Here is a 21050-nt window from a genome sequence, read left to right on the forward strand (position 1 = left end):
CTGCTCATCCCCTGCGGCATGAAAAAGGCCTCCTCCTGGCGCAAGGAGGAGGCCTTCGGGAGGATGGCTATCCGTGTTCAGGCCGCTTTCTGCTGCGCCCTCAGGATCGAGGCGCCGTCGGCGTCGAAGAGGTGCAGGACGTTCGAACCGGCCGAAAGGCTGATCGTATCGCCGCGTTCGACCTGAACGTCGCCGGACAGTTTGGCGATGATCGCCTCCTCATGCCCGGGCATGCGGACGTAAAGCAGCGTGACCTCGCCGAGCGCCTCGACGATATCGATCTCGCCGGTGATGAGCGCGGACTCGCCCTCCGGCGTGATATACAGGTCCTCGGGCCGTACGCCGAGGCTGACCGACTTTCCGGTCAGACCCGCATCGGCGCCGAACGGAAGGGACGCCTTCCCGGCATGGGCCACATCCACCTCGATCGCGCTGTCGGAAACCGATGACACGGTGGCGGAGAGGATGTTCATGGCCGGCGAGCCGATGAACTGGGCGACGAAGAGGTTGGCCGGGCGGTGGTAAAGCTCCATCGGCGCACCGACCTGCTCGATGTAACCGCCGCGCAGCACGACGATACGGTCGGCCAGCGTCATCGCCTCGACCTGGTCGTGGGTGACGTAGATCATGGTCGTGTCGGGCATCGACTCGTTGAGCTTGGCGATCTCGATACGGGTGGCGACGCGCAGTGCGGCGTCGAGGTTCGAGAGCGGCTCGTCGAACAGGAAGACCTTCGGATCGCGGCAGATCGAACGCCCGATGGCGACGCGCTGGCGCTGTCCGCCGGAGAGCGCCTTGGGCAGGCGGTCGAGATACGGCGTCAACTGCAGGATATTGGCGGCGTTCTGGACGCGGCGATCGATCTCGTCCTTGGAGAACTTGGCGAGCCGCAGGCCGAAGGCCATGTTGTCGTAAACGGTCATGTGCGGATAGAGCGCGTAGGTCTGGAACACCATGGCGATGCCGCGCTGCGAAGGCGGCACGTCATTGACCACCATGCCGTCGATTTCCAGCGTGCCGCCGGTGATCTGTTCCAGCCCTGCGATGCAGCGCAGGAGCGTGGACTTGCCGCACCCGGACGGTCCGACGAAGACGATGAACTCGCCCTTCTCGATATGAAGGTTGATGCCGTGCAGCACCTTCACCTGGCCGTAGGCCTTGTCGAGATTCGTCAGTTTCAGTTCTGCCATGGTCTTTCCTCCCTCACCTGCCGCGCGTCATGATTTCACGCGACCGACAAATCCGCCAAGTGCTTTCAATCTAACCACGCCGTCGTCCCCGACCTCGCCATCCAGGGGCGAATTGAGACGCACAAGGCCGAGCCCCGTCTCGAACTCCGCCGGTCCATGGTTGAGGTTGAACGCGCACAGTATCTTCGTTTCGCCGTCGTCGCGGATATAGGCAACGACATCATCAGGCGTATCTATGAATGTAAGCGTTCCCTTGACGAGCGCCTGATTGCTGCGGCGAAACTCGAGGAAGTCGCGATAGAACGCGTAGATGCTGCCGGAGCGGCCCTGCTGCGTATCGACGGCCATGGCGCGGTGGATGTCCGGCACGGGCAGCCAGGGCTTGCCCGTGGTGAAACCGCCATTCGGCAGGTTCGACGACCAGACCATCGGCGTGCGCGCACCGTCGCGGCCCTTGAATTTCGGCCAGAAGCGAATGCCGTATGGATCCTGCAGATCCTCATAGGAAATGTCGGCCTCGGGCAGACCGAGCTCCTCGCCCTGGTAGATGCTGACCGAACCGCGCAGGGTGAACAGAATGCCGGCGACGACACGGAGATAACGCTCCGGATCGCGCTCAAAGGCGCCCCAGCGCGAGGCGTGCCGCACGACGTCATGGTTGGAAAACGCCCAGCAGGACCACCCGTCCGGCGCGCCCCTCTCGAATTTCTCGACAACCTCGCGCACCTTTTCCGCCGTCAGCGGATCGGGGGCGAGAAAATCGAAGGCGTAGCACATGTGGATGCGGTCATTGCCCGCCGTGTATTCGGCGAGAATCTCCATGTCCCGCTGGCTGTCGCCGACCTCGCCGACAGCGGCCGCGGCCGGGAACTCGTCGAGCACGGCCCGGAACCGTTTCAGGAAATCGACATTCTCCGGCTGGCTCTTGTCGAAGAGATGATCCTGATAATTGTAGGGATTGACCGCAGGCGCCGTCTTGGCGTTGCGCTGGTCGGGCGGCAGCGGCGGATTGTCCTTCAGCGACTGCGAATGGAAGTAGAAATTGATCGTGTCGAGGCGGAAGCCGTCGACGCCGAGTTCCAGCCAGAAATGCACCATGTCGAGCAGCTCGTTCTGGACATCCGGATTGTGGAAGTTCAGGTCCGGCTGGCTCGTCAGGAAATTGTGCATGTAATACTGGAGTCGGTTCGAATCCCACTCCCATGCCGAGCCGCCGAAGATCGACAGCCAGTTGTTGGGCGGCGATCCGTCCGGCTTCGCGTCGGCCCAGACATACCAGTCGGCCTTGTGATTGTCGCGGTTGGAGCGGCTTTCGGCGAACCAGGGATGCTGGTCGGACGTATGCGACATGACGAGGTCGATCATGACCTTCAAACCGAGGTGATGAGCGTCGTCGACGAGAACGCGGAAGTCCTCCAGGCTGCCGAACATCGGATCGACACCGCGATAGTCGGTCACGTCGTAGCCGAAATCCTTCATCGGCGACGGGAAGAAAGGCGAAATCCAGATCGCATCCGCACCGAGATTGGCGATGTAGTGCAGGCGCTGCCGGATACCCGCCAGGTCGCCGATGCCATCACCGTTGGAGTCCTGGTAGGAGCGCGGATAGATCTGGTAGATCACCGCGCCCCGCCACCAGTCCGGATCGGGCTGGAGGTGCTGTTCGGTTAGCTGCGCCGCGGAAGCAAACACACTCATGGACGAAAAGACCCTTACTTGACGGAGCCGGCCAGCAAGCCGCGCACCAGATAGCGTTGCATTGCAAAGAAGACGACCAGAGGCACCGCGATCGACACGAAGGCCGCCGTCGCCAGGATTTCCCAGTTACCGCCGCGTGTGCCCAGCAACTCGACGATCTGGTTGGTCATCACGGTCGTCTCGCCGGTCGCGTCGATCAGGAAGACCTTGGCCACCAGCAGGTCGTTCCAGGTCCACAGGAACTGGAAGATCGCGAAGGATGCCAGCGCCGGGAAGGACAGCGGCAGGACGATGCGCGTGAAGATCTGGAAGTCCGTCGCGCCATCGACCTTGGCGTTCTCGATGATATCGCGCGGCAGGCCGACCATGTAGTTGCGCAGCAGGTAGACCGCGAGCGGCAGGCCGAACCCGGTATGGGCGAGCCAGACACCGAGATACCCCTTGCCAATGCCGATCCCCAGATGCAGCCGCAACAACGGAATGAGCGCGAGTTGCAGCGGGACGACGAGCAGTGCGACGACTGCCGCGATCAGGATCGCGCGGCCCGGAAACCGCATCCAGGCCAGCGCATAGGCGGCAAAGGCCGCGATGACGATCGGAATGACTGTGGCCGGGATCGTCACCGTCAGCGTGTTGAAGAACGCCTTGGCCATGTTGTCGCGCGCCGTGCCGCTGAACAGGACTGTCTCATAGTTGTCGAGCGTGAATTTGGGCGGAGAGACCGCCGTCACGAAAACACGCTCGCCGCGGCTTCCGGACAGTTCAACATCGTTTTCGAGCCGATAATCGCCATTGGCCTGGACGGTCAGGCGGCCGTCATCGCCCATGTCGGCGGTCTCGCCCGGCACATAGTCGGCGATGGCCCGCGAGGAAACGCCCCACACGGAAATCTCGGATTCGAGGCTCTCGTTATTGTCGGCGAAGATATTCCCCTCGACAACGAAAAGGTCGCCATCCTGCTTCTGCGTGTCCGGCGCCGCCGTGCGCAGAACGAGGTTCTGCTCCTGCGGGAACATCGCCTTCCACCAGCCGCTCGACGAAATCTGGTCGGTGGTGCGGAAGGACGACACGAAGAGCCCGACGGTCGGGAAAAGCCACAAGAGGACGAGCGCCAGGACGGAGATATGAACCGCCCAGGTCAGTCCGGATTTGGTACCTGCGATCGATGACATGGTTCCGGCCTCCTCAGCGCATTTCCTTGCGCGCGTTGTAGACGTTCCAGACGAGGATCGGCGTAACGAGCAGCATGATGACGATGGCACTGGCCGAACCGACGCCCCAGTCATTGGCGCGGAACAGCTTGTCGTACATGTAGTTGGCGAGGACCTGGGTCTCCCATTGACCGTTGGTCATCGCGAAGACGATGTCGAAGATCTTGAGGACGACCAGGGTGATCGTCGTCCAGACGACCACGATCGTACCCATGATCTGGGGCACCTTGATCTTGAAGAAGATGTCGAACGGATTGGCGCCGTCGATCACCGCGGCCTCGATCGTCTCCTCGGGAATGCCGCGCAAAGCGGCCGACAGGATGACCATCGCGAAACCGGTCTGGATCCAGATCAGCACCACCATCAGGAAGAAATTGTTCCAGTACGGAATCGTCAGCCAGGTCTGCGGATCGCCATAGGGAAGCGTTGCGGTGAAGAGATGAAACACCGAGCGCAGCGACAGGAAAACGAGCCACGCGCCACCGAGCCCGACCGCGACACGCAGCGGCGCGGCCCACCAGGATCCGCCGCCGCGCGATGCCTCGCTCGAAATCAGCGGGCGCACAATGAGATAGACGCCGTAGAGCACAAAGGCCGCGAAGCCGAGAAGAATGGCCGCCGGAAGCAGGCGCAGGAACAGCGTCGAGAAGACGCCGCCATCAAAGGACATCCACAATGCGTTGAGGACGCCGATCTGGTCTTCGCCGGCGGGGCGCGTGTCGTAGACGAGCTTGAAGATCACCGAGGCGCCGACAAACGAGATCGCCATCGGCATGAAGATCAGGGACTTTGCGATATTGCCCCACTTGATCCGGTCGGTGAGCTGCGCGGACAGCAGGCCGAAGGCTGTCGCAGCTGCCGGCACCACGATCAGCCAGAGCATGTTGTTGCGCATGGCTTCCCAGAATTTCGGCTCCTGGGCCATCTGCTTGTAATTGGCCAGCCCGACGAAAGCGCCGCCGGCATCGCGATCGGTCAGCGACAGACGCAGCGTTTCCAGAACGGGATAGGCAAGATAGAGACCGAGCGCGAAGATCGCGGGAAAAAGAAACAGCCAGGGCCGGACCATGTTGGCCCGATTGATGTTGCGACCGGCCTGCGGCCCCGAGGCGGGGAAGAGAACCTTGTCGACAAAGACATTGGACAGATAGAAATATCCGATACATCCGCCGACACCGACGACGATCGTGATCAATCCCTGCAGGGCTGGATGCATGGTTTCCTCCCCAAACCGCGCGGCCTAAGGTCGCCGCCCGGGGCAGAATAGCCCCGGACGACCGTTTTTACACGTTACTTCGCGGCGTCCCAGGAAGCCTGGATTTCCGACGCGACATCCTCGGCGGAGTCACCGCCGACATAGTCGACCATGCCGGTCCAGAAGGATCCCTGGCCAACAGCCGCAGGCATCAGGTCGGACCCGTCGAAGCGGAACGTGTCCGCGCCGAGCAGGATGCCGCCGAGGCCTTTCTGGGTCTCGTCGATATAGACATCCAGATTGACGCCCTTGTGCGGCGTGAGGAAGCCGGCCTGCGCCATCATGATCTCATGCGCGATCGGCGTTTTCAGGAATTCCAGGAACGCGCGCGTTCCCGGGCTGTCGCTGGTGACAGCCAGAAGCGTACCCGCGCCGAGAACCGGATTGCCGAGATCCTTTTCCGCATAGGAGGGGAAATAGAAGAAGTCGGCGTCCTCGCCCACGACCGTGCCTTCCGGGAAGTAGGCCGGAATGAACGAAGCCTGGCGGTGCAGGTAGCACTGCGGCGGCGAATCGAACAGGCCCTTCGGCGAATCGCGGAAGTCGGTCGAGGCGACGGTGTCGGTGCCGCCCGCGACGAAATCGTCATTGCGCGCGAACCAGCCGAACTCTTCGATCGCAGCGACGACGCGCTCGTCGGTGAACGGGATTTCGTTGGTAACCCACTGGTCGTAGATATCCGGAGTCTGCGTGCGCAGCATCAGGTCCTCGACCCAGTCGGTCGCCGGCCAACCGGTCGCCGCACCCGAACCCAGACCGATGCACCACGGGGTTTCGCCGTCGGCCACGATCTGTTCGGTCAGCGCCTTGAGATCTTCCATGGTCTCCGGCACTTCGTAGCCGGCATCCTCGAAGTTCTCGGGGACGTACCAGACGAGCGACTTCACGTTGACGTTGAAGAAGAAGCCATAGAACTTGTCGTCGCCGTTCTCGTCGGCATAGGTGCCAAGATCCACCCAGGACTGGCCGGCCGCATAGTTTTCGGTGACCCAGTTCGCCATGTCTTCGCCCAGCGGAGACAGGAAGCCACGGCCTGCGAGGCCGGCAGCAAGGCCCGGCTGCGGGAAGGCTGTGATGTTGGGCGCAGAACCGGCTTCGGCATCGATCATGATCTGCTGCTCGAGGCTGTCAGAGCCCGTGTAGCGAACATCGGCGCCGGTCGCTTCGTTGAAATAGGCGATCAGATTCTCGATCGAGGTGGCCTCGCCCGCAAGCCACGGTCCGAAGAACGTTACCTGCTCGCCGGCCAGGTCGTTGGCGGCAGCGAATTCCTCATAGCTGGCCCAGTTGAAATCCCCTTCGCCGATTGGGAACTTCAGATCTTGCGCCTGCGCGGAAACCGCCGACAGAACGAAGGCGGCAACACCCGCCATCAGTGTCTTTTTCATGAATAATCCTCCCAGGATCGTTTTGAAAAGAGCCAGAAGACTCATAGAGCATTCACTCGCTCAAAGCCAATCAAAGCGCTTTGGCTTCGCTGAGATTTGGCGCTGAGCCGCTCAGAGTCAAGAGAAATATTCGCGACAGCGCCTTGTCGACCGTCAATGACGCAACGTCGCCGAACAAAAATCTCGTCACCTGATACGAATCCGGGCCATGTGGAAAAAACTGGCCATCGCAAACTGAATTGTGCACTATTCAAAGCCCTTTGAATGCCTTTTGGGAGGAGGCATCCAATGAATTTGAAAGAATTATCGGAACAGCTCGGCCTGTCCCAGACCACCGTCAGCCGTGCGCTGAACGGCTATCCGGAGGTCAGCGAGGAGACGCGGCGGCGCGTCGAAGCCTTCGCGCGCAAGATGAATTACCAGCCCAATTCCAATGCGCGGCGGCTGGCAACGGGAAAATCCTACACGATCGGCCACGTGGTGCCCTTGTCGGACCACGACATGATCAACCCGCACTTCTCGGACTTCATCGCCGGCGCGGGCGAGATCTACAACCGTCGCGGCTACGACATGCTGATCTCGGTGGTGAACGCCGACACCGAGAAATCGGTCTATGAGAGCCTTTCGCGCAACCGGCGCGTAGACGGGGTGATCGTGCACGGCCCGCGCGTCAAGGACGACCGGCTGACGATCCTGCGCAAGCTCAAGCTCCCATTCGTGGTGCATGGCCGCACCAGCGACCCGGAAGACAGTTTTTCCTGGGTCGACGTCAACAACAGGCGGGCCTATCACAAGGCCGCGACATACCTGCTCGAAGCGGGCCACCGGCGCATCGGCCTGATCAATGGCTGGGAATACATGACCTTCGCCCTGAAGCGCCGCGAGGGGCTCGAGACGGCTCTGCGCCAGAACGGCATCGAGCCCGATCCGGAAATCATGGTGTCCTCGGAAATGATCGAACCGAACGGCCACGGCGCGATGAAGGCGTTTCTCGCGCATCGCGACCCGCCGACAGCCGTACTTTGCTCCAGCATGCTGACGGCGATGGGCGCGAGCAGGGCAGTACATGAAAGCGGAATGGAACTGGGGCGCGACATTTCCCTGATCGGTTATGACGACTGCCTTTCCTTCCTGCCGGCCGCTGGCGAATATCCCTCGATGACCGTGATGCAATCGAGCATCCGGCTCGCCGGCAAGCATTGCGCCGACATGCTCATCGACCTGATCGACGGAAATGCCGGCCATCGGAACCTTCTTCTCGAGGCCGAGTTCGTCATCGGCGCATCCACCGGACCGGCGCCGGTGATGGCGACAACCTGACGCGCCCGCCGGCGTTTTCGGTCCCGTCTGTGCATTTGCGCACAGACTGCAAATCCGATTAAGAATGGATTGGAACGCGGGGTTTTTGAAGAGGTTGCCGCGCGAAGGGATTTCCAGGCCGCATGCCGCTTACATTTCTGATGTTTTCAGCCTTGCTGTTAAAGCATTACCTCGCGGACTTCGTGATGCAGCCGCAATGGATGCTGAAGGCAAAGGGCCGGCTCGACGCGCCGGGAGGATACGCGCATGCCGCCGTCCATGGCGTAGGCAGCGGGATCGTTCTCCTGGCATGCGGCGTCGGCATCGGCATCACCGCCATCATCATGGCGGCGGAGTTCGTGGTCCATTTCGCCATTGACTACGGCAAGGACCGGATATCGGCGCGCGCCGATGTGGAACGCAATCCGCGCCGCTACTGGCAATTGCACGGGCTCGACCAGCTCGCACACCAGATCACCTATGTCGTCATCGCCTGGTTTGCGATGGCGTCGCTCGGAATGGCCTAAGGCTTTTTGTTCGTGTCGAGCAGTTCGAGGAACAGCGCGCAATGATCGAGATCGGCGCCGCCGAGTTCGTCGCATAGCCGCGCAAAACGGGCGAACAGCATGTCGCCCATCGGCAGCGCCAGGCCGAGCGTTTCCGCCTCGTCCAGGATATTTCGAAAGTCCTTGCGATGCAGCGCGGCGCGCCCGCGCGGCGCGAAATCGCCGGCCGCCATGCGCCCGCCATGCATCTGCAGGACCTTCGAATCCGCATAACCGCCGGTCAGCGCATCGCGAAACGCATCGACGTCGCCACCGCCTTCCCTGACCAGCAACACCGCCTCCGCGACCGCTCCGATGGCCGCGCCGACAATCAGCTGGTTGGCGAGCTTGGCGAGCTGGCCGGTCCCGACCGGTCCGAGCCGTGTCGGGCGGCCCATCGCCGACAGCACCGGAGCGATCCGCTCGAACAATGCCTCGTCGCAGCCGGCCATGATCGCCAGCGTGCCGGCCTCGGCGCCGGGCGGTCCGCCCGAAACCGGAGCATCGCAGAAACCGACACCGCCGGCGGCGAGTATCTCGGCCAATTCGCGCGCTTCCTCGGGCCGGGTCGAACTCATGTCGATGAAGGCTCCACCCTCGCGCATCGTGCCGGCGAGATCATTGTCCCTGACGAGCGACAGAACCGCGCCGCCGTCAGACAGGATGGAGATCGCGATGTCGGCGCCATCGACGGCCGCTCTCGGATCCTCGACCGCTTGGACATTTTCGCCCGCGACTGCTCTCGCCTTGTCAGGCGTCCGGTTCCAGGCGCGCACCCGGTGGCCGGCTGCCGCGAGCCGCGCGATCATCGGCGCGCCCATCTGCCCGACGCCGAAAAATGCGATCGTCTTTGCGGTCTCAACCATGGCGCGCCTCCCGTTTGCCCCGCGAAGTTGGCCAGCCATACCGAAAAGTCAATCCGGCAAGGCGATTGCGGCGCATCGCGTCAGTCGGTCATCCATGTTTGACCGCCAATTCTACATGCGGTCGCGGAATTCCGAGGCCTTGTAGACGCCGAGAATGCGGAAATCCTCGGAGAAGAAGCCGATCTCCTCGAAGGCCAGCTTGACGTTCGCATCGTCCGGATGGCCTTCGATATCGGCATAGAACTGGGTGGCGAAGAACTTGCCGCCCAGCTGATAGCTTTCCAGCTTCGTCATGTTGACGCCATTGGTGGCGAAACCGCCCATCGCCTTGTAGAGCGCGGCGGGAATGTTGCGCACGCGGAAGACGAAGGTCGTCATCATCATCTCGTCCGGCGCGGTGCGCTGCGCGATATGCTTGTCCTTCGACAGGATGACGAAGCGCGTGACGTTGTTCTCCTGGTCCTCGACATCGCGTTGGAGGATTTCGAGGCCGTACATTCCGGCGGCCAGTTCCGGCGCGAGCGCGGCCATGGTCTTGTCGCCGGTCTCGGCAACCAGCTTGGCGGCGCCCGCCGTGTCGCCCGCGACCTCCGCTTTCCAGCGATGCTTGCGGATCACCTTGCGGCACTGGCCGAGCGCGTGGATGTGACTGTGGACCGACTTGATGTCGGCGATCGCCGTGCCGGGCAGCACCATCAGCTGGAAATGGATCGGCAGGAAATATTCGCCGACGATGTGCAGGCGCGATTCGGGCAGAAGGTAATGAATGTCGGCGACCCGACCGGCGATCGTGTTCTCGATCGGGATCATGGCGAGACCGGCCTTGCCGTTCTCCACAGCCACGAACGCGTCCTCGAATGTCGGGCAGGGCAAAGGCTCCATGTCCGGAAACATGTCGCGGCAGGCCGTGTCGGAATTGGCGCCGGGTTCGCCCTGGAAGGCGATGAGGTTCGAGGATACGTTCATGGTCCCGTCTTTCGTTATGCAAGGAGGGCGCGCGCGCGCTCCAGGTCGGGCTGCGTATCCACGCCAAGCGGCTCGGAGTCAATGATCGCCGCATGGATCGACATGCCGGCCTCCAGCGCGCGCAATTGCTCAAGGCGCTCGCGCTGCTCCAGGACCGAGGGCGGCAGCGAGACGAAGCGCTCCAGCGCCGCGCGGCGATAGGCGTACAGACCGACATGATGGTAGAGCGGCCCCTCGCCCCAGGGCGCGGTGGCGCGGGTAAAATAAAGCGCGCGCAGCAGCCGCTCGCCGATCGGCGAGCCGACGATCTTGACCACGTTGGGATTGGTCTTTTCCGACTCGCTGGTGATTTCGACGCCGAGCGTGGCGATATCGCATCGCGGATCGGAAAAGGGTGTCAGCGCGGCGCGGATATCGGCCGGATCGATGGTCGGCAAATCGCCCTGGACATTGACGATCGAATCATGGGCGCCGTCGGGATCGAGCGCGCCCAGCGCCTCGAAAATCCTGTCGGAGCCCGACTGGTGGTCGTCGCGCGTCATCACCGCGCGATGACCGGCGTCAGCCACCGCCGCAAACACCGCCTCGTCGTCGGTTGCCACCGCGACCGGGCCGCAATCGGCCTCGCGCGCGCGGTCGGCGACATGCACGATCATCGGTTTTCCACAGATGTCGGCGAGCGGTTTTCCAGGCAGGCGCGCCGATGCCATGCGGGCGGGAATCAGAATGACGGGTCGCATTGTCGAAGGTGCCGGTAAGGGGAAAGAGTGTCAAAAAGTCTCAAATCATGCGACCTTATATGTGTTGCATAGCCAGAGCAAAAGACCTAGGTTCCGCGCGACTTCGCGCGAGGGTCGCTTCGCGCGCCGATGAGGCATGAACCGGGGTTTGGTTACGCAATGAGCTCGTCCAATTTGAACATGTATGCAGGCGCCTTTCTCGGCACCGTTTTCGCCATGATGTCGGTGGGAATTCTCGGGGAAGCGATCTTCCACGAAGAAGCGCCGGAACAGGCGGGTTTTGCGATCGCCGTGGAAGAAAGCTCCGGCGGCGAAGCAACCGAGGAAGCCGGACCGTCCGTCGAGCCGATCGCACCGCTGCTCGCCAGCGCCGATGTTTCCGCGGGCGAAGGCGTGTTCAAGAAATGCCAGGCCTGCCACACGGTGGAAGAGGGCGGCGCCAACAAGGTCGGCCCGAATCTCTGGAACATCGTCAACCGTCCCGTCGCCTCGCATGAAGGTTTCAAATATTCGTCCTCGATGATCGCCTTTGCCGAAGGCGGCACCGTCTGGGACTACGCGCACCTGAACGTGTTCTCGCACAAGCCAAAGGATCTTGTGCCGGGCACCGCGATGGGCTTCGCCGGATTGAAGAAGGTGGAAGACCGCGCCAACCTCGTCGCCTATCTGCGCACGATGGCACCCGAGCCGGCGCCGCTTCCCGATCCGAACGCCGCCGCCGAGGAAGAAGGCGCGGCCGAGGACATGCCGGCGGCCGAACCGGCCTCGATGGAACAGCCGGCCGATGCGGAAACACCCGCCGCCACCGAAGAGCCGGCCACGGAAGAGGCTCCGGCCGCGATGGAAGAACCGGCTGCTGCCGAAGAACCCGCGGCAACCGAAGAACCGGCAACCATGGAAGAGCCGGCGACGGATGAAGCGCCCGCCGCGATGGAAGAACCAGCTGCCGCTGAAGAGCCGGCCGCTACGGAAGAACCCGCCGCGCAAGAGGCTCCGGCCGCAACCGAAGAGCCCGCCGCGACCGACAGCGGGAACTGACGTTTCGGCAATTTAAGGTGCGGAAATCCAGAAAAGCCGGGCATCGCCCGGCTTTTTGTCTTTGTTTTCCCGCATTCCGCTCTAAGCTTGGAAGGAAGCATCCAGGACAGGAGGTTTGCGTGCGATTCAGGACAGTTCTTTCGCTCATCGGATTTGCGGTTGTGGCTCTTCAACCGGCGGCGGCGCAGGAACGGGAATGGCATTCCACCGCCTCGCTGATCGGCGAAAGCAAATATGGCGACGATTTCGAGCGCTATGACTACGTCAACCCCGATGCACCGAAGGGCGGCACCTTCAACGCGACGACATCGGGATCCTTCGACAGCTTCAATCCCTACATCATCCGCGGCACGCCGGCCGCCGGCTTCGCGCGTTTCGGGGGCGGCCTGCTCTACGACACGCTGATGGAACAGGCGACGGACGAACCGTCGACCAGCCACGCCCTCGTCGCGGAAGCCTATTCCAATCCCGACGACTATTCCTCGGCGACCTACCGGCTCAACCCGAAGGCGCGCTGGCATGACGGCGAACCGATCACGGCGGAGGACGTCGTCTGGTCTTTCAACGTGCTGAAAGAAAACAGCCAGCTCTACAATCGCTATTATGAAAACGTCACCGAGGCGGTGGCCGTCAACGATCATGAGGTCGAGTTCACGTTCAACGAGACCGGCAATCGCGAATTGCCGCATATCATGGGCGACCTCGTCGTTCTGCCCAAACACTGGTGGGAGGGCACCGACGCGGACGGCAATCCGCGCGACGTGACCGAGCCGACACTGGAACCGCCGCTCGGCTCTGGCCCCTACCGGATCAAGAGCTTCAACGCAGGGTCCGAAATCATCTGGGAACGCGTCGACGACTACTGGGGCAAGGATGTCCCGGTGAAGGTGGGACGGGAAAACTTCGATATCCGCCGCTATGTCTATTTCCGTGACCGCAACTCGGAATGGGAGGCGTTCAAGAAGGGCGGCCTGGAAGACATCCGCTCGGAACTGCGCTCGCAATACTGGGCGGAAGGCTACGATTTCCCCGCCTTCCAGGAAGGCAAGGTGGTCCGCAAGACCTTCCCGACGAAATCGCCCGAACCCATGCAGGGCTTCACGATGAACATGCGCCGCGACAAGTTCAAGGACAGGCGGGTGCGCATGGCGCTGACCTATCTGTTCGACTTCGAGACGATGAACCGGACACGGCTCTACGGGCTCAGAACGCGCACCGACAGCTACTTCGTCGGCGACGAACTGGCATCCAGCGGCGTGCCGGAGGGGCGTGAACTGGAAATCCTCGAAGAGTATCGCGACCAGCTTCCCCCGGAACTGTTCACCGAGGAATTCACCCTTCCCGATTACAGCGAGCGCGGTGCGCAAAGGGCGAACCAGCGCAAGGCCTTCGAACTGTTTCGCCAAGCCGGCTGGGTGAGCCGGGACGGCAAGCTGGTCAACGAAACGACAGGCGAGCCGTTCACGGTCGAGTATCTCGGCTCCAGCCCGACCGACGAAATCATCGCCGGCCTCTTCGTCGAGGACATGCGCAAGCTCGGCATCGACGCCTCGATCCGCATCGTCGACCAGGCGCAGGAAATCAACCGTCTGCAGAATTTCGACTTCGACATGACGACGGTGATCCTCGCCCAGTCGCTCTCGCCCGGCAACGAGCAGCGCGACTTCTGGAGTTCGACGGCGGCGGACCAGCCGGATTCCCGCAATTATTCCGGTATCAAGGATCCCGTTGTCGATGCGCTCGTCGACAGGGTGATCTTCGCGAAGGACCGGGAAGAACTGATCGCCACGACCCATGCGCTCGACCGTGTCCTGCTGTGGGGCTACTACTACATCCCGCAATTTTACTCGCCGGAAGTTTGGCTCGCCTGGTGGGACAAGTTCGGCATGCCGGACAAGCAGCCGAGCTATATCGGTGCGGATATCGATTCCTGGTGGATCGTTCCGGAAAAGGAAGCGGCGCTGGCAACCAACGGAGGCGGCCAGTGACGCCCCGGTTTCCGCTGGACCGCAGACGCTTCCTCATCCTGACCGGCGGTATCGCGGCAAGCGCCGCTTTTCCCGCCCTACCCCGCGCGGAAAACCCGAGCGAGACCGCGCTGCACGGCCTGTCGGCATTTGGCGACCTGAAATATCCGCGCGATTTCGCGCAGTTCGACTACGCCTCGCCGGAAGCGCCGAAGGGCGGCACGTTCAACTTCCAGCCGGGCTACTGGTACTACAACCAGAACATGCAGACCTTCAACACGCTGAACAGCTTCGTGCGCCGGGGCGATGCGCCGCCGCGCATGGAGACCTGTTTCGATTCGCTGATGGTCGATGCATGGGACGAGCCCGACGCCATCTACTGTCACCTGGCGCAGACCGTGACGATCTCCGAGGACCGCAACCGTTTCACCTTCAAGCTGCGCCCGGAAGCGCGCTGGCACGACGGCACGCCGATCACCGCGCAGGACGTCGTCTTTTCCTACGAAACGCTGAAGACCGACGGCAATCCGCAGCTTTCGCTGCCGCTCGCCGTGCTGGTGGAGGCGGTCGCCGAAGACGAGCGGACGGTGGTTCTTGTGTTCGATGGTACGCAATCGGCGCAGGCGATCCTGACCATCGCCACCAATCCGGTCGTCTCGAAGGCATGGTACGCGACGCGGGAATTCAATGCCTCGACACTCGAACCGCCGCTCGGCTCCGGTCCCTACAAGGTCGGCAATCTGAGCGCCGGCCGTTATATCGAATATGAACGCGTGCCGGACTACTGGGCGAAGGATCTCGGCACGGCACGCGGGCTCGACCATTTCGACACGATCCGGTTCGAATTCTACCAGGAGCGCCAGGCCGCCTTCGAGGCGTTCAAGAAGGGCGTCGCCACATGGCGCGAGGAATTCACCTCCAAGACATGGGCGACCGAATACGCCTTTCCGGCGATCGAGGACGGCAGGGTGGTCAAGGGGCTGTTTCCGCAGGAAGCGCGGGGGAGAATGCAGGCGCTCGCTCCGAATGCGCGTCGGCCGCAGTTCCAACACCGCAACGTCCGCGACGCGATCGCGCTGTGCTTCGATTTCGAATGGACCAACGAAAACCTCTTGTACGGCGCCTATGAGAAAAGCCATTCGATGTTCGAAGGTTCGGACTATGCCGCGCAAGGCCTGCCGGATGCCGACGAGACCGCGCTGATCGACAGGCTGGCGGGCGGGCACGACTTGCCGGACGGCATCCGCGACGCTGCCTATATGCAGCCGAAGAGCGACGGCTCCGGCCGGGACCGGTCGCGGCTTCGCACCGCGATCCGCCTGCTTGCCGAGGCGGGCTGGGAGAACGACGGCGGCACGCTGAGGAACGCGAAAGGCGACACGCTCGATGCCGAGATCCTCGTCAACGCCAGCGTGTTCGAGCGCATCTACGGTCCGTGGGTCGAGACCATGCGGTCGATCGGCATTAACGCGACGCTCCGAACGGTCGATCCGGCGCAGTACCAGGAACGCACCAACAATTTCGATTTCGACATAGCGGGCCTTCACATCGGCTGGACGCCGACGCCGACCAGTGCGGGGCTGGAAAATGTCTTCGCAAGCCACTCGGCCTCGGAGGAGGGCTCGCGCAACTGGACGGGAACACAGGACCCGCTGATCGACGCGCTGCTGGCCGAAGTGGGCGCGGCGGAGACGCGCGAAGAGCACCGGACGGCGATGCGCGTGCTTGATCGGGCCTTGCGTCTGAGGCGAGACTGGATTCCAACTTGGAATTCGGCGAATCACCGTGTCGCCTATTGGGACATGTTCGGCTTCAAGGAGCCGAAGCCCGACTACTTCTGGCCGGTGGAGCGACTGTGGTGGATCGACCGCGCGAAAGCAGAAGCGCTTGGAAAGGCTTGATGTGACGGGACTGCACTGCATGGAGGCCGCCTGACATGGGCGCCTATGTGCTGCGTCGGCTACTGCTCATGATCCCGACGATATTCGGGATCATGGCGATATCCTTCGCCGTCATCCAGTTCGCCCCGGGCGGGCCGGTCGAACAGGTGATCGCGCAACTGACCGGACAGGGCGGCGACGCGACGGACCGTATCACCGGCGGTGGAGGCGATCTGGGCGGCGCGGACGATGTCGGCTCCAATATCGAGAGCGGCAACGCCATCAATTCCAAATATCGCGGCGCGCAGGGGCTCGACCCGCAATTCATCGCGCAGCTGGAAAAGCAGTTCGGCTTCGACAAGCCGCCGCTCGAACGGTTCGGGCTGATGCTGTGGAACTATATCCGTTTCGATTTCGGCGAGAGCTATTTCCGCGACATCTCCGTGATCGACCTGATCGTGGAGAAGATGCCGGTCTCGATATCGCTCGGCCTGTGGATCACGCTGATCTCCTACGGCATCTCGATCCCGCTCGGCATCCGCAAGGCCGTCGATGACGGTTCGCATTTCGATGTCTGGACCAGCGGCGTCATCATCGTCGCATACGCCATTCCGGGCTTCCTGTTCGCGATCATGCTGATCGTGCTGTTTGCAGGCGGGTCCTTCTTCGACTGGTTCCCGCTACGCGGGCTCGTCTCCGACAACTGGTCGGAGCTGTCATGGCCGGCGCGCATCCTCGACTATTTCTGGCACCTGGCGCTGCCGCTGACCGCCCTCGTCCTGTCGGCATTCGCGACATCGACGCTGCTGACCAAGAACTCGTTCCTCGACGAGATCCGCAAGCAATATGTCGTCACGGCCCGCGCCAAGGGGCTGAACGAGCGGCAGGTTCTCTACGGGCATGTTTTCCGCAACGCGATGCTGATCATCATCGCGGGCTTTCCGGGCGCCTTCATCTCCTCCTTCTTCACCGGCTCGCTGCTGATCGAGACGATCTTCTCGCTCGACGGGCTCGGCCTGCTCGGCTTCCAGTCGGTGATCAATCGCGATTACCCGGTCGTCTTCGCGACGCTCTACATCTTCTCGCTGATGGGCCTGCTGGTCGGGCTGCTCTCGGACCTGATGTACACCTGGGTCGATCCGCGCATCGATTTCGAGCGGAGGGACGTGTGACGGACCAATCCGCGACCCTCGATGGAAGAACCATCCCGGAAGGGCGGCGCAAGCGGCCTTTCCTGTCGCCGCTCAACCAGCGGCGCTGGCAGAACTTCAAGGCCAACCGGCGCGGCTACTGGTCGCTATGGCTGTTCCTGGTGCTGTTCGTCCTGTCGCTGTTTGCAGAGTTCATCGCCAATGACCGGCCGATCCTCGTGGAATACAAGGGGCAGTACCTCACCCCGGTCTTCAAGACCTATTCGGAAGAAGTCCTGTTTCCGGACGACCCGCTGGCCTTGCCGCGTATCGACTTCACCGACCCCTATATCCAGGATGCCATCCACGAGGCCGGCGGCTGGATGATCTGGCCACCGATCCGCTATTCCTATCGCACCGTGAATAAGGAGGTGCCGACGGCCGCGCCGTCGAAGCCCGCCTTCATGTTCGACAGCCGCGAGGAACTGTGCACGCGCTACGCCGCCGGCGCCGAGGATCCGAATTGCACGATCGGCAATTTCAACTGGCTCGGCACCGACGACCAGGCGCGCGACGTGATGGCCCGCCTTATCTACGGTTTTCGCATCTCGGTGCTGTTCGGACTGATCCTGACAGGCGCCTCCGCGGTGATCGGCGTCGCTTTCGGCGCGGTGCAGGGGTTCTTCGGCGGCTGGATCGACCTGATCGGCCAGCGTCTGATCGAAATCTGGTCGTCCATGCCGGTGCTCTATCTGCTGCTGATCATCGCCGCCATCCTGCCGCCGGGTTTCTGGATCCTGCTCGGCATCATGCTGCTCTTTTCGTGGGTGGCCTTTGTCGGCATCGTACGCGCCGAGTTTCTCCGGGCGCGCAATTTCGAGTATGTCAACGCGGCGCGCGCGCTCGGCGTGCCCAACCGCACCATCATGTTCCGGCATCTACTGCCCAACGCCATGGTCGCGACGCTGACCTTCCTGCCCTTCATCCTGAACGGCTCGATAACCACGCTGACCTCGCTCGATTTCCTCGGTTTCGGCCTGCCGCCGGGCTCCGCCTCGCTCGGCGAACTGATCCTCCAGGGCAAGAACAATCTGCAAGCGCCCTGGCTCGGCTTTTCGGGCTTCATCGTCATTTCCGTCATGCTGTCGCTGCTGATCTTCATCGGCGAGGCGACCCGCGACGCCTTCGATCCGCGAAAGACATTCGGATGACCGGCGCCATCGAAAACGCTCCCGTCACGGTCCAGATCGCGATCTTCATCGCCTGCGGCGGCGTGATCGTGATCGCCGGCTCGAAACTCGCCTTCGTCGCCGACATGATCGCCGATCAGACCGGTTTCGGCGAAGCGATCACGGGCGCGGTGCTGCTCGGCGCCGCCACGTCCCTGCCCGGCGTGATCACCTCGGTGGTGACTGCCGCGGACGGGTATCCATCGCTTGCCTATTCGAACGCGGTCGGCGGCATCGCCGCCCAGACGCTGTTCCTCGTCTTCGCCGACATGACCCACCGCCGGGCCAATCTCGAACACGCGGCCGCGAGCCTGGTCAACATCGTCAACGCGACCCTGCTGATCGTATTGCTCGCCCTTATGCTCTCCGCAGCGACCGGCCCGGCCATCTCCGTCTTCGGTATCCATCCCGTCTCGATTATCTGTTTCGCGATCTATCTTTTTGGCCTGCGCTTTGCCCAGTCCGCTCGCGACGAGCCGATGTGGCGGGCGACAGAGACGGAAGACACGCACGCGGACATTCCCGACGCGGATGCCGAGAAGACGCCGCTTGCGCGCACGCTGGCGATCTTCGCGCTGTGCCTGCTCGCCGTGTCGGCGGCCGGCTACGGCGTGGCGACCACGGGCGTGGCATTCGTTTCGTCGCTCGGCGTGCCGGAGAGCCTTGTCGGCACGCTCATGACATCCACCGTCACCTCCCTGCCGGAACTCGTCACCACGATCGCGGCGGTACGCGCCGGCGCATTGCAACTCGCCGTCGGCGGCATTCTCGGCGGCAACGCCTTTGACACGCTCTTCGCCTCCTTCGCCGACATCGCCTATCGCGACGGCTCGATCTACAACGCGATCTCGACCTCCGACATCTTCCTGACCGCCATGGTGACCGCCATGACCGGTGTGCTGATCCTCGGCCTTCTCAGGCGCGAGAAGCGCGGGCCCGGCGGGATCGGTTTCGAGGGATGGTCCGTCGCGGGGCTTTATGTTGCTGCGGTCGGGGGAGTCTTCGCCCTGTCATGAGCACATCCTCTCCCCTCCTCTCCGTCCGGGATCTCTCCGTCGCCTTCACCCAGGGCGGACGCACGACCACGGCCGTCGACCGCATCTCGTTTGACATCGCAGACGGAGAGACGGTCGCGCTGGTCGGCGAGTCCGGTTCGGGCAAATCGGTCTCGGCGCTCTCGGTCCTGAAACTGCTGCAATATCCGGCGGCGAGCCATCCGTCTGGCGAGATCCGCTTCCGCGATCGCGACCTTTTGTCCGCATCCGATGCGGAACTGCGCAGGGTGCGCGGCAACGAGATCGCGATGATCTTCCAGGAGCCGATGACCTCGCTCAATCCGCTGCATTCGATCGAAAAGCAGATCGGCGAGACGCTGAAACTGCACGGCTTCGAAGAGAAGACCATTCCCGGCCGCATTCTCGAACTGCTCGACCAGGTCGGCATCCGCGATGCGCAGAAGCGCCTGAAAGCCTATCCGCATCAATTGTCCGGCGGCCAGCGCCAGCGCGTCATGATCGCCATGGCGCTCGCCAACCAGCCGAAACTGCTCATCGCCGACGAACCGACAACCGCGCTGGACGTGACGGTTCAGGCGCAGATCCTAAAGCTTCTGGACGATCTGAAGCGCGAACAGGGCATGTCGATGCTGTTCATCACGCATGATCTCGGCATCGTGCGCCGCATCGCCGACCGGGTCTGCGTCATGACGGACGGAAAGATCGTCGAGACCGGGCCGACGGAGAAAATCTTCACCGACCCGCAGCACGACTACACGAAGCATCTCCTGGCCGCCGAGCCAAAAGGCCAGCCGATCCTGCTCGACGAGGGCGCGGAGACCGTCCTGACGGGCGAAGCGGTGAAGGTCTGGTTCCCGATCCGCAAGGGTCTGATGCGCAAGACGGTCGACAACATCAAGGCGGTCGATGGCGTGGACGTGACGGTGCGCGCCGGGCAGACGCTCGGCATTGTCGGCGAGTCCGGTTCCGGCAAGACGACACTCGGCCTTGCGCTGACACGCATGATCTCCTCGCAGGGCCGCATCCGCTTCGACGGCAAGGACATCGACGCGTTTTCATTCGAGGCCATGCGGCCGCTGCGGCGCGAAATCCAGATCGTGTTCCAGGACCCGTTCGGCTCGCTGAGCCCGCGCATGTCGATCGCCGAGATCGTCGGCGAAGGGCTCGCGATCCACGAACCGGGCCTTTCCCGCGACGGCCGCGACCAGCGCGTCGTCGAGGCGCTCAAGGAGGTCGGGCTCGATCCGGAAACGCGGTTCCGCTACCCGCATGAATTCTCCGGCGGCCAGCGCCAGCGCGTCGCCATTGCGCGCGCCATGGTGCTCAAGCCCAAATTCGTCATGCTGGACGAGCCGACCTCCGCGCTCGACATGAGCGTGCAGGCGCAGGTCGTCGACCTGTTGCGCGACCTGCAGCGCAAGCACAACCTCGCCTACCTCTTCATCAGCCACGACCTGAAAGTCGTGCGCGCGCTCGCCAATGAGGTGATGGTGATGCGCAATGGCGAGGTGGTGGAACAGGGCCGTTCGAACGAGATCTTCGACGCGCCGAAAACCGATTACACCAAGGCGCTGATGGCCGCCGCCTTCGACATCGAAGTCGCGCCGGCGGGCGTCGTCAGCGAGTAGTACA

At 62.8% G+C, this 21050-nt stretch carries 17 protein-coding genes; 9 read left to right on the forward strand and 8 right to left on the reverse strand.

The features are described from left to right. Positions 1–77: 77 nt before the first annotated feature. The 5 genes from LC343_RS08580 to LC343_RS08600 form a co-directional block, all read right to left on the reverse strand. The gene (locus LC343_RS08580) at positions 78–1190 is read right to left on the reverse strand and encodes an ABC transporter ATP-binding protein (protein ID WP_223476682.1); all 1113 of its coding nucleotides are present in this window, start codon (positions 1188–1190) and stop codon (positions 78–80) included. A 27-nt stretch (positions 1191–1217) separates the two neighbouring features. Next, positions 1218–2888 (reverse strand): beta-galactosidase BglA, encoded by a 1671-nt coding sequence (gene bglA / locus LC343_RS08585; protein ID WP_223476683.1) that lies wholly within the window; start codon positions 2886–2888, stop codon positions 1218–1220. A 14-nt stretch (positions 2889–2902) separates the two neighbouring features. Beyond that, on the reverse strand, positions 2903–4060 hold the full coding sequence (locus LC343_RS08590; RefSeq protein ID WP_223476684.1) for a carbohydrate ABC transporter permease: 1158 nt from the start codon (positions 4058–4060) through the stop codon (positions 2903–2905). 13 nt (positions 4061–4073) lie between these two features. After that, the gene (locus LC343_RS08595) at positions 4074–5315 is read right to left on the reverse strand and encodes a carbohydrate ABC transporter permease (RefSeq protein WP_223476685.1); all 1242 of its coding nucleotides are present in this window, start codon (positions 5313–5315) and stop codon (positions 4074–4076) included. 74 nt (positions 5316–5389) lie between these two features. Continuing rightward, entirely contained in the window at positions 5390–6742 is a 1353-nt protein-coding gene (locus LC343_RS08600) for an ABC transporter substrate-binding protein (RefSeq protein WP_223476686.1), read from the reverse strand. 288 nt (positions 6743–7030) lie between these two features. On the opposite strand from LC343_RS08600, the gene LC343_RS08605 reads away from it, so the two are divergent. Both LC343_RS08605 and LC343_RS08610 read left to right on the forward strand, forming a co-directional pair. Continuing rightward, positions 7031–8062, forward strand: a complete 1032-nt coding sequence (locus LC343_RS08605; RefSeq protein ID WP_223476687.1) for a LacI family DNA-binding transcriptional regulator — start codon at positions 7031–7033, stop codon at positions 8060–8062. Between the two features lie 122 nt (positions 8063–8184). Next, positions 8185–8568, forward strand: a complete 384-nt coding sequence (locus LC343_RS08610) for a DUF3307 domain-containing protein (RefSeq protein ID WP_223476688.1) — start codon at positions 8185–8187, stop codon at positions 8566–8568. On the opposite strand, the gene LC343_RS08615 is transcribed toward LC343_RS08610, so the two are convergent. From LC343_RS08615 to LC343_RS08625, 3 genes are all read right to left on the reverse strand, one after another. Then, positions 8565–9452, reverse strand: a complete 888-nt coding sequence (locus tag LC343_RS08615; protein ID WP_223476689.1) for an NAD(P)-dependent oxidoreductase — start codon at positions 9450–9452, stop codon at positions 8565–8567. The two genes, LC343_RS08610 and LC343_RS08615, sit on opposite strands and share 4 nt — an antisense overlap. 111 nt (positions 9453–9563) lie before the next feature. Then, positions 9564–10418, reverse strand: a complete 855-nt coding sequence (locus LC343_RS08620) for a prephenate dehydratase (RefSeq protein WP_223476690.1) — start codon at positions 10416–10418, stop codon at positions 9564–9566. A 14-nt stretch (positions 10419–10432) separates the two neighbouring features. Further along, positions 10433–11158, reverse strand: a complete 726-nt coding sequence (locus LC343_RS08625) for a 3-deoxy-manno-octulosonate cytidylyltransferase (RefSeq protein WP_223476691.1) — start codon at positions 11156–11158, stop codon at positions 10433–10435. A 159-nt stretch (positions 11159–11317) separates the two neighbouring features. On the opposite strand from LC343_RS08625, the gene LC343_RS25240 reads away from it, so the two are divergent. The 7 genes from LC343_RS25240 to LC343_RS08660 all read left to right on the forward strand — a co-directional run bounded on the left by LC343_RS25240 (position 11318) and on the right by LC343_RS08660 (position 21046). Next, positions 11318–12196, forward strand: coding sequence for a c-type cytochrome (locus LC343_RS25240; RefSeq protein ID WP_338018575.1), 879 nt, complete (start codon positions 11318–11320; stop codon positions 12194–12196). Between the two features lie 119 nt (positions 12197–12315). After that, positions 12316–14184 carry an extracellular solute-binding protein gene (locus LC343_RS08635; protein WP_428982521.1) on the forward strand — a complete coding sequence of 623 codons (1869 nt, stop codon included), beginning with the start codon at positions 12316–12318 and terminating at the stop codon, positions 14182–14184. Beyond that, positions 14181–16064, forward strand: a complete 1884-nt coding sequence (locus LC343_RS08640; protein ID WP_223476692.1) for an extracellular solute-binding protein — start codon at positions 14181–14183, stop codon at positions 16062–16064. The genes LC343_RS08635 and LC343_RS08640 overlap by 4 nt, the downstream gene beginning before the upstream one ends. A gap of 35 nt (positions 16065–16099) precedes the next feature. Then, entirely contained in the window at positions 16100–17215 is a 1116-nt protein-coding gene (locus LC343_RS08645) for a microcin C ABC transporter permease YejB (protein ID WP_223476693.1), read from the forward strand. Then, entirely contained in the window at positions 17212–18384 is a 1173-nt protein-coding gene (locus tag LC343_RS08650; protein ID WP_223476694.1) for an ABC transporter permease, read from the forward strand. The genes LC343_RS08645 and LC343_RS08650 overlap by 4 nt, the downstream gene beginning before the upstream one ends. Next, positions 18381–19418, forward strand: coding sequence for a sodium:calcium antiporter (locus LC343_RS08655; protein ID WP_223476695.1), 1038 nt, complete (start codon positions 18381–18383; stop codon positions 19416–19418). Before LC343_RS08650 ends, LC343_RS08655 begins: the two co-directional genes overlap by 4 nt. Further along, positions 19415–21046 carry an ABC transporter ATP-binding protein gene (locus LC343_RS08660; RefSeq protein ID WP_223476696.1) on the forward strand — a complete coding sequence of 544 codons (1632 nt, stop codon included), beginning with the start codon at positions 19415–19417 and terminating at the stop codon, positions 21044–21046. The genes LC343_RS08655 and LC343_RS08660 overlap by 4 nt, the downstream gene beginning before the upstream one ends. Positions 21047–21050: the final 4 nt, after the last annotated feature.

The organism is Oricola indica (genome assembly GCF_019966595.1).
Lineage (GTDB): Bacteria > Pseudomonadota > Alphaproteobacteria > Rhizobiales > Rhizobiaceae > Oricola > Oricola indica.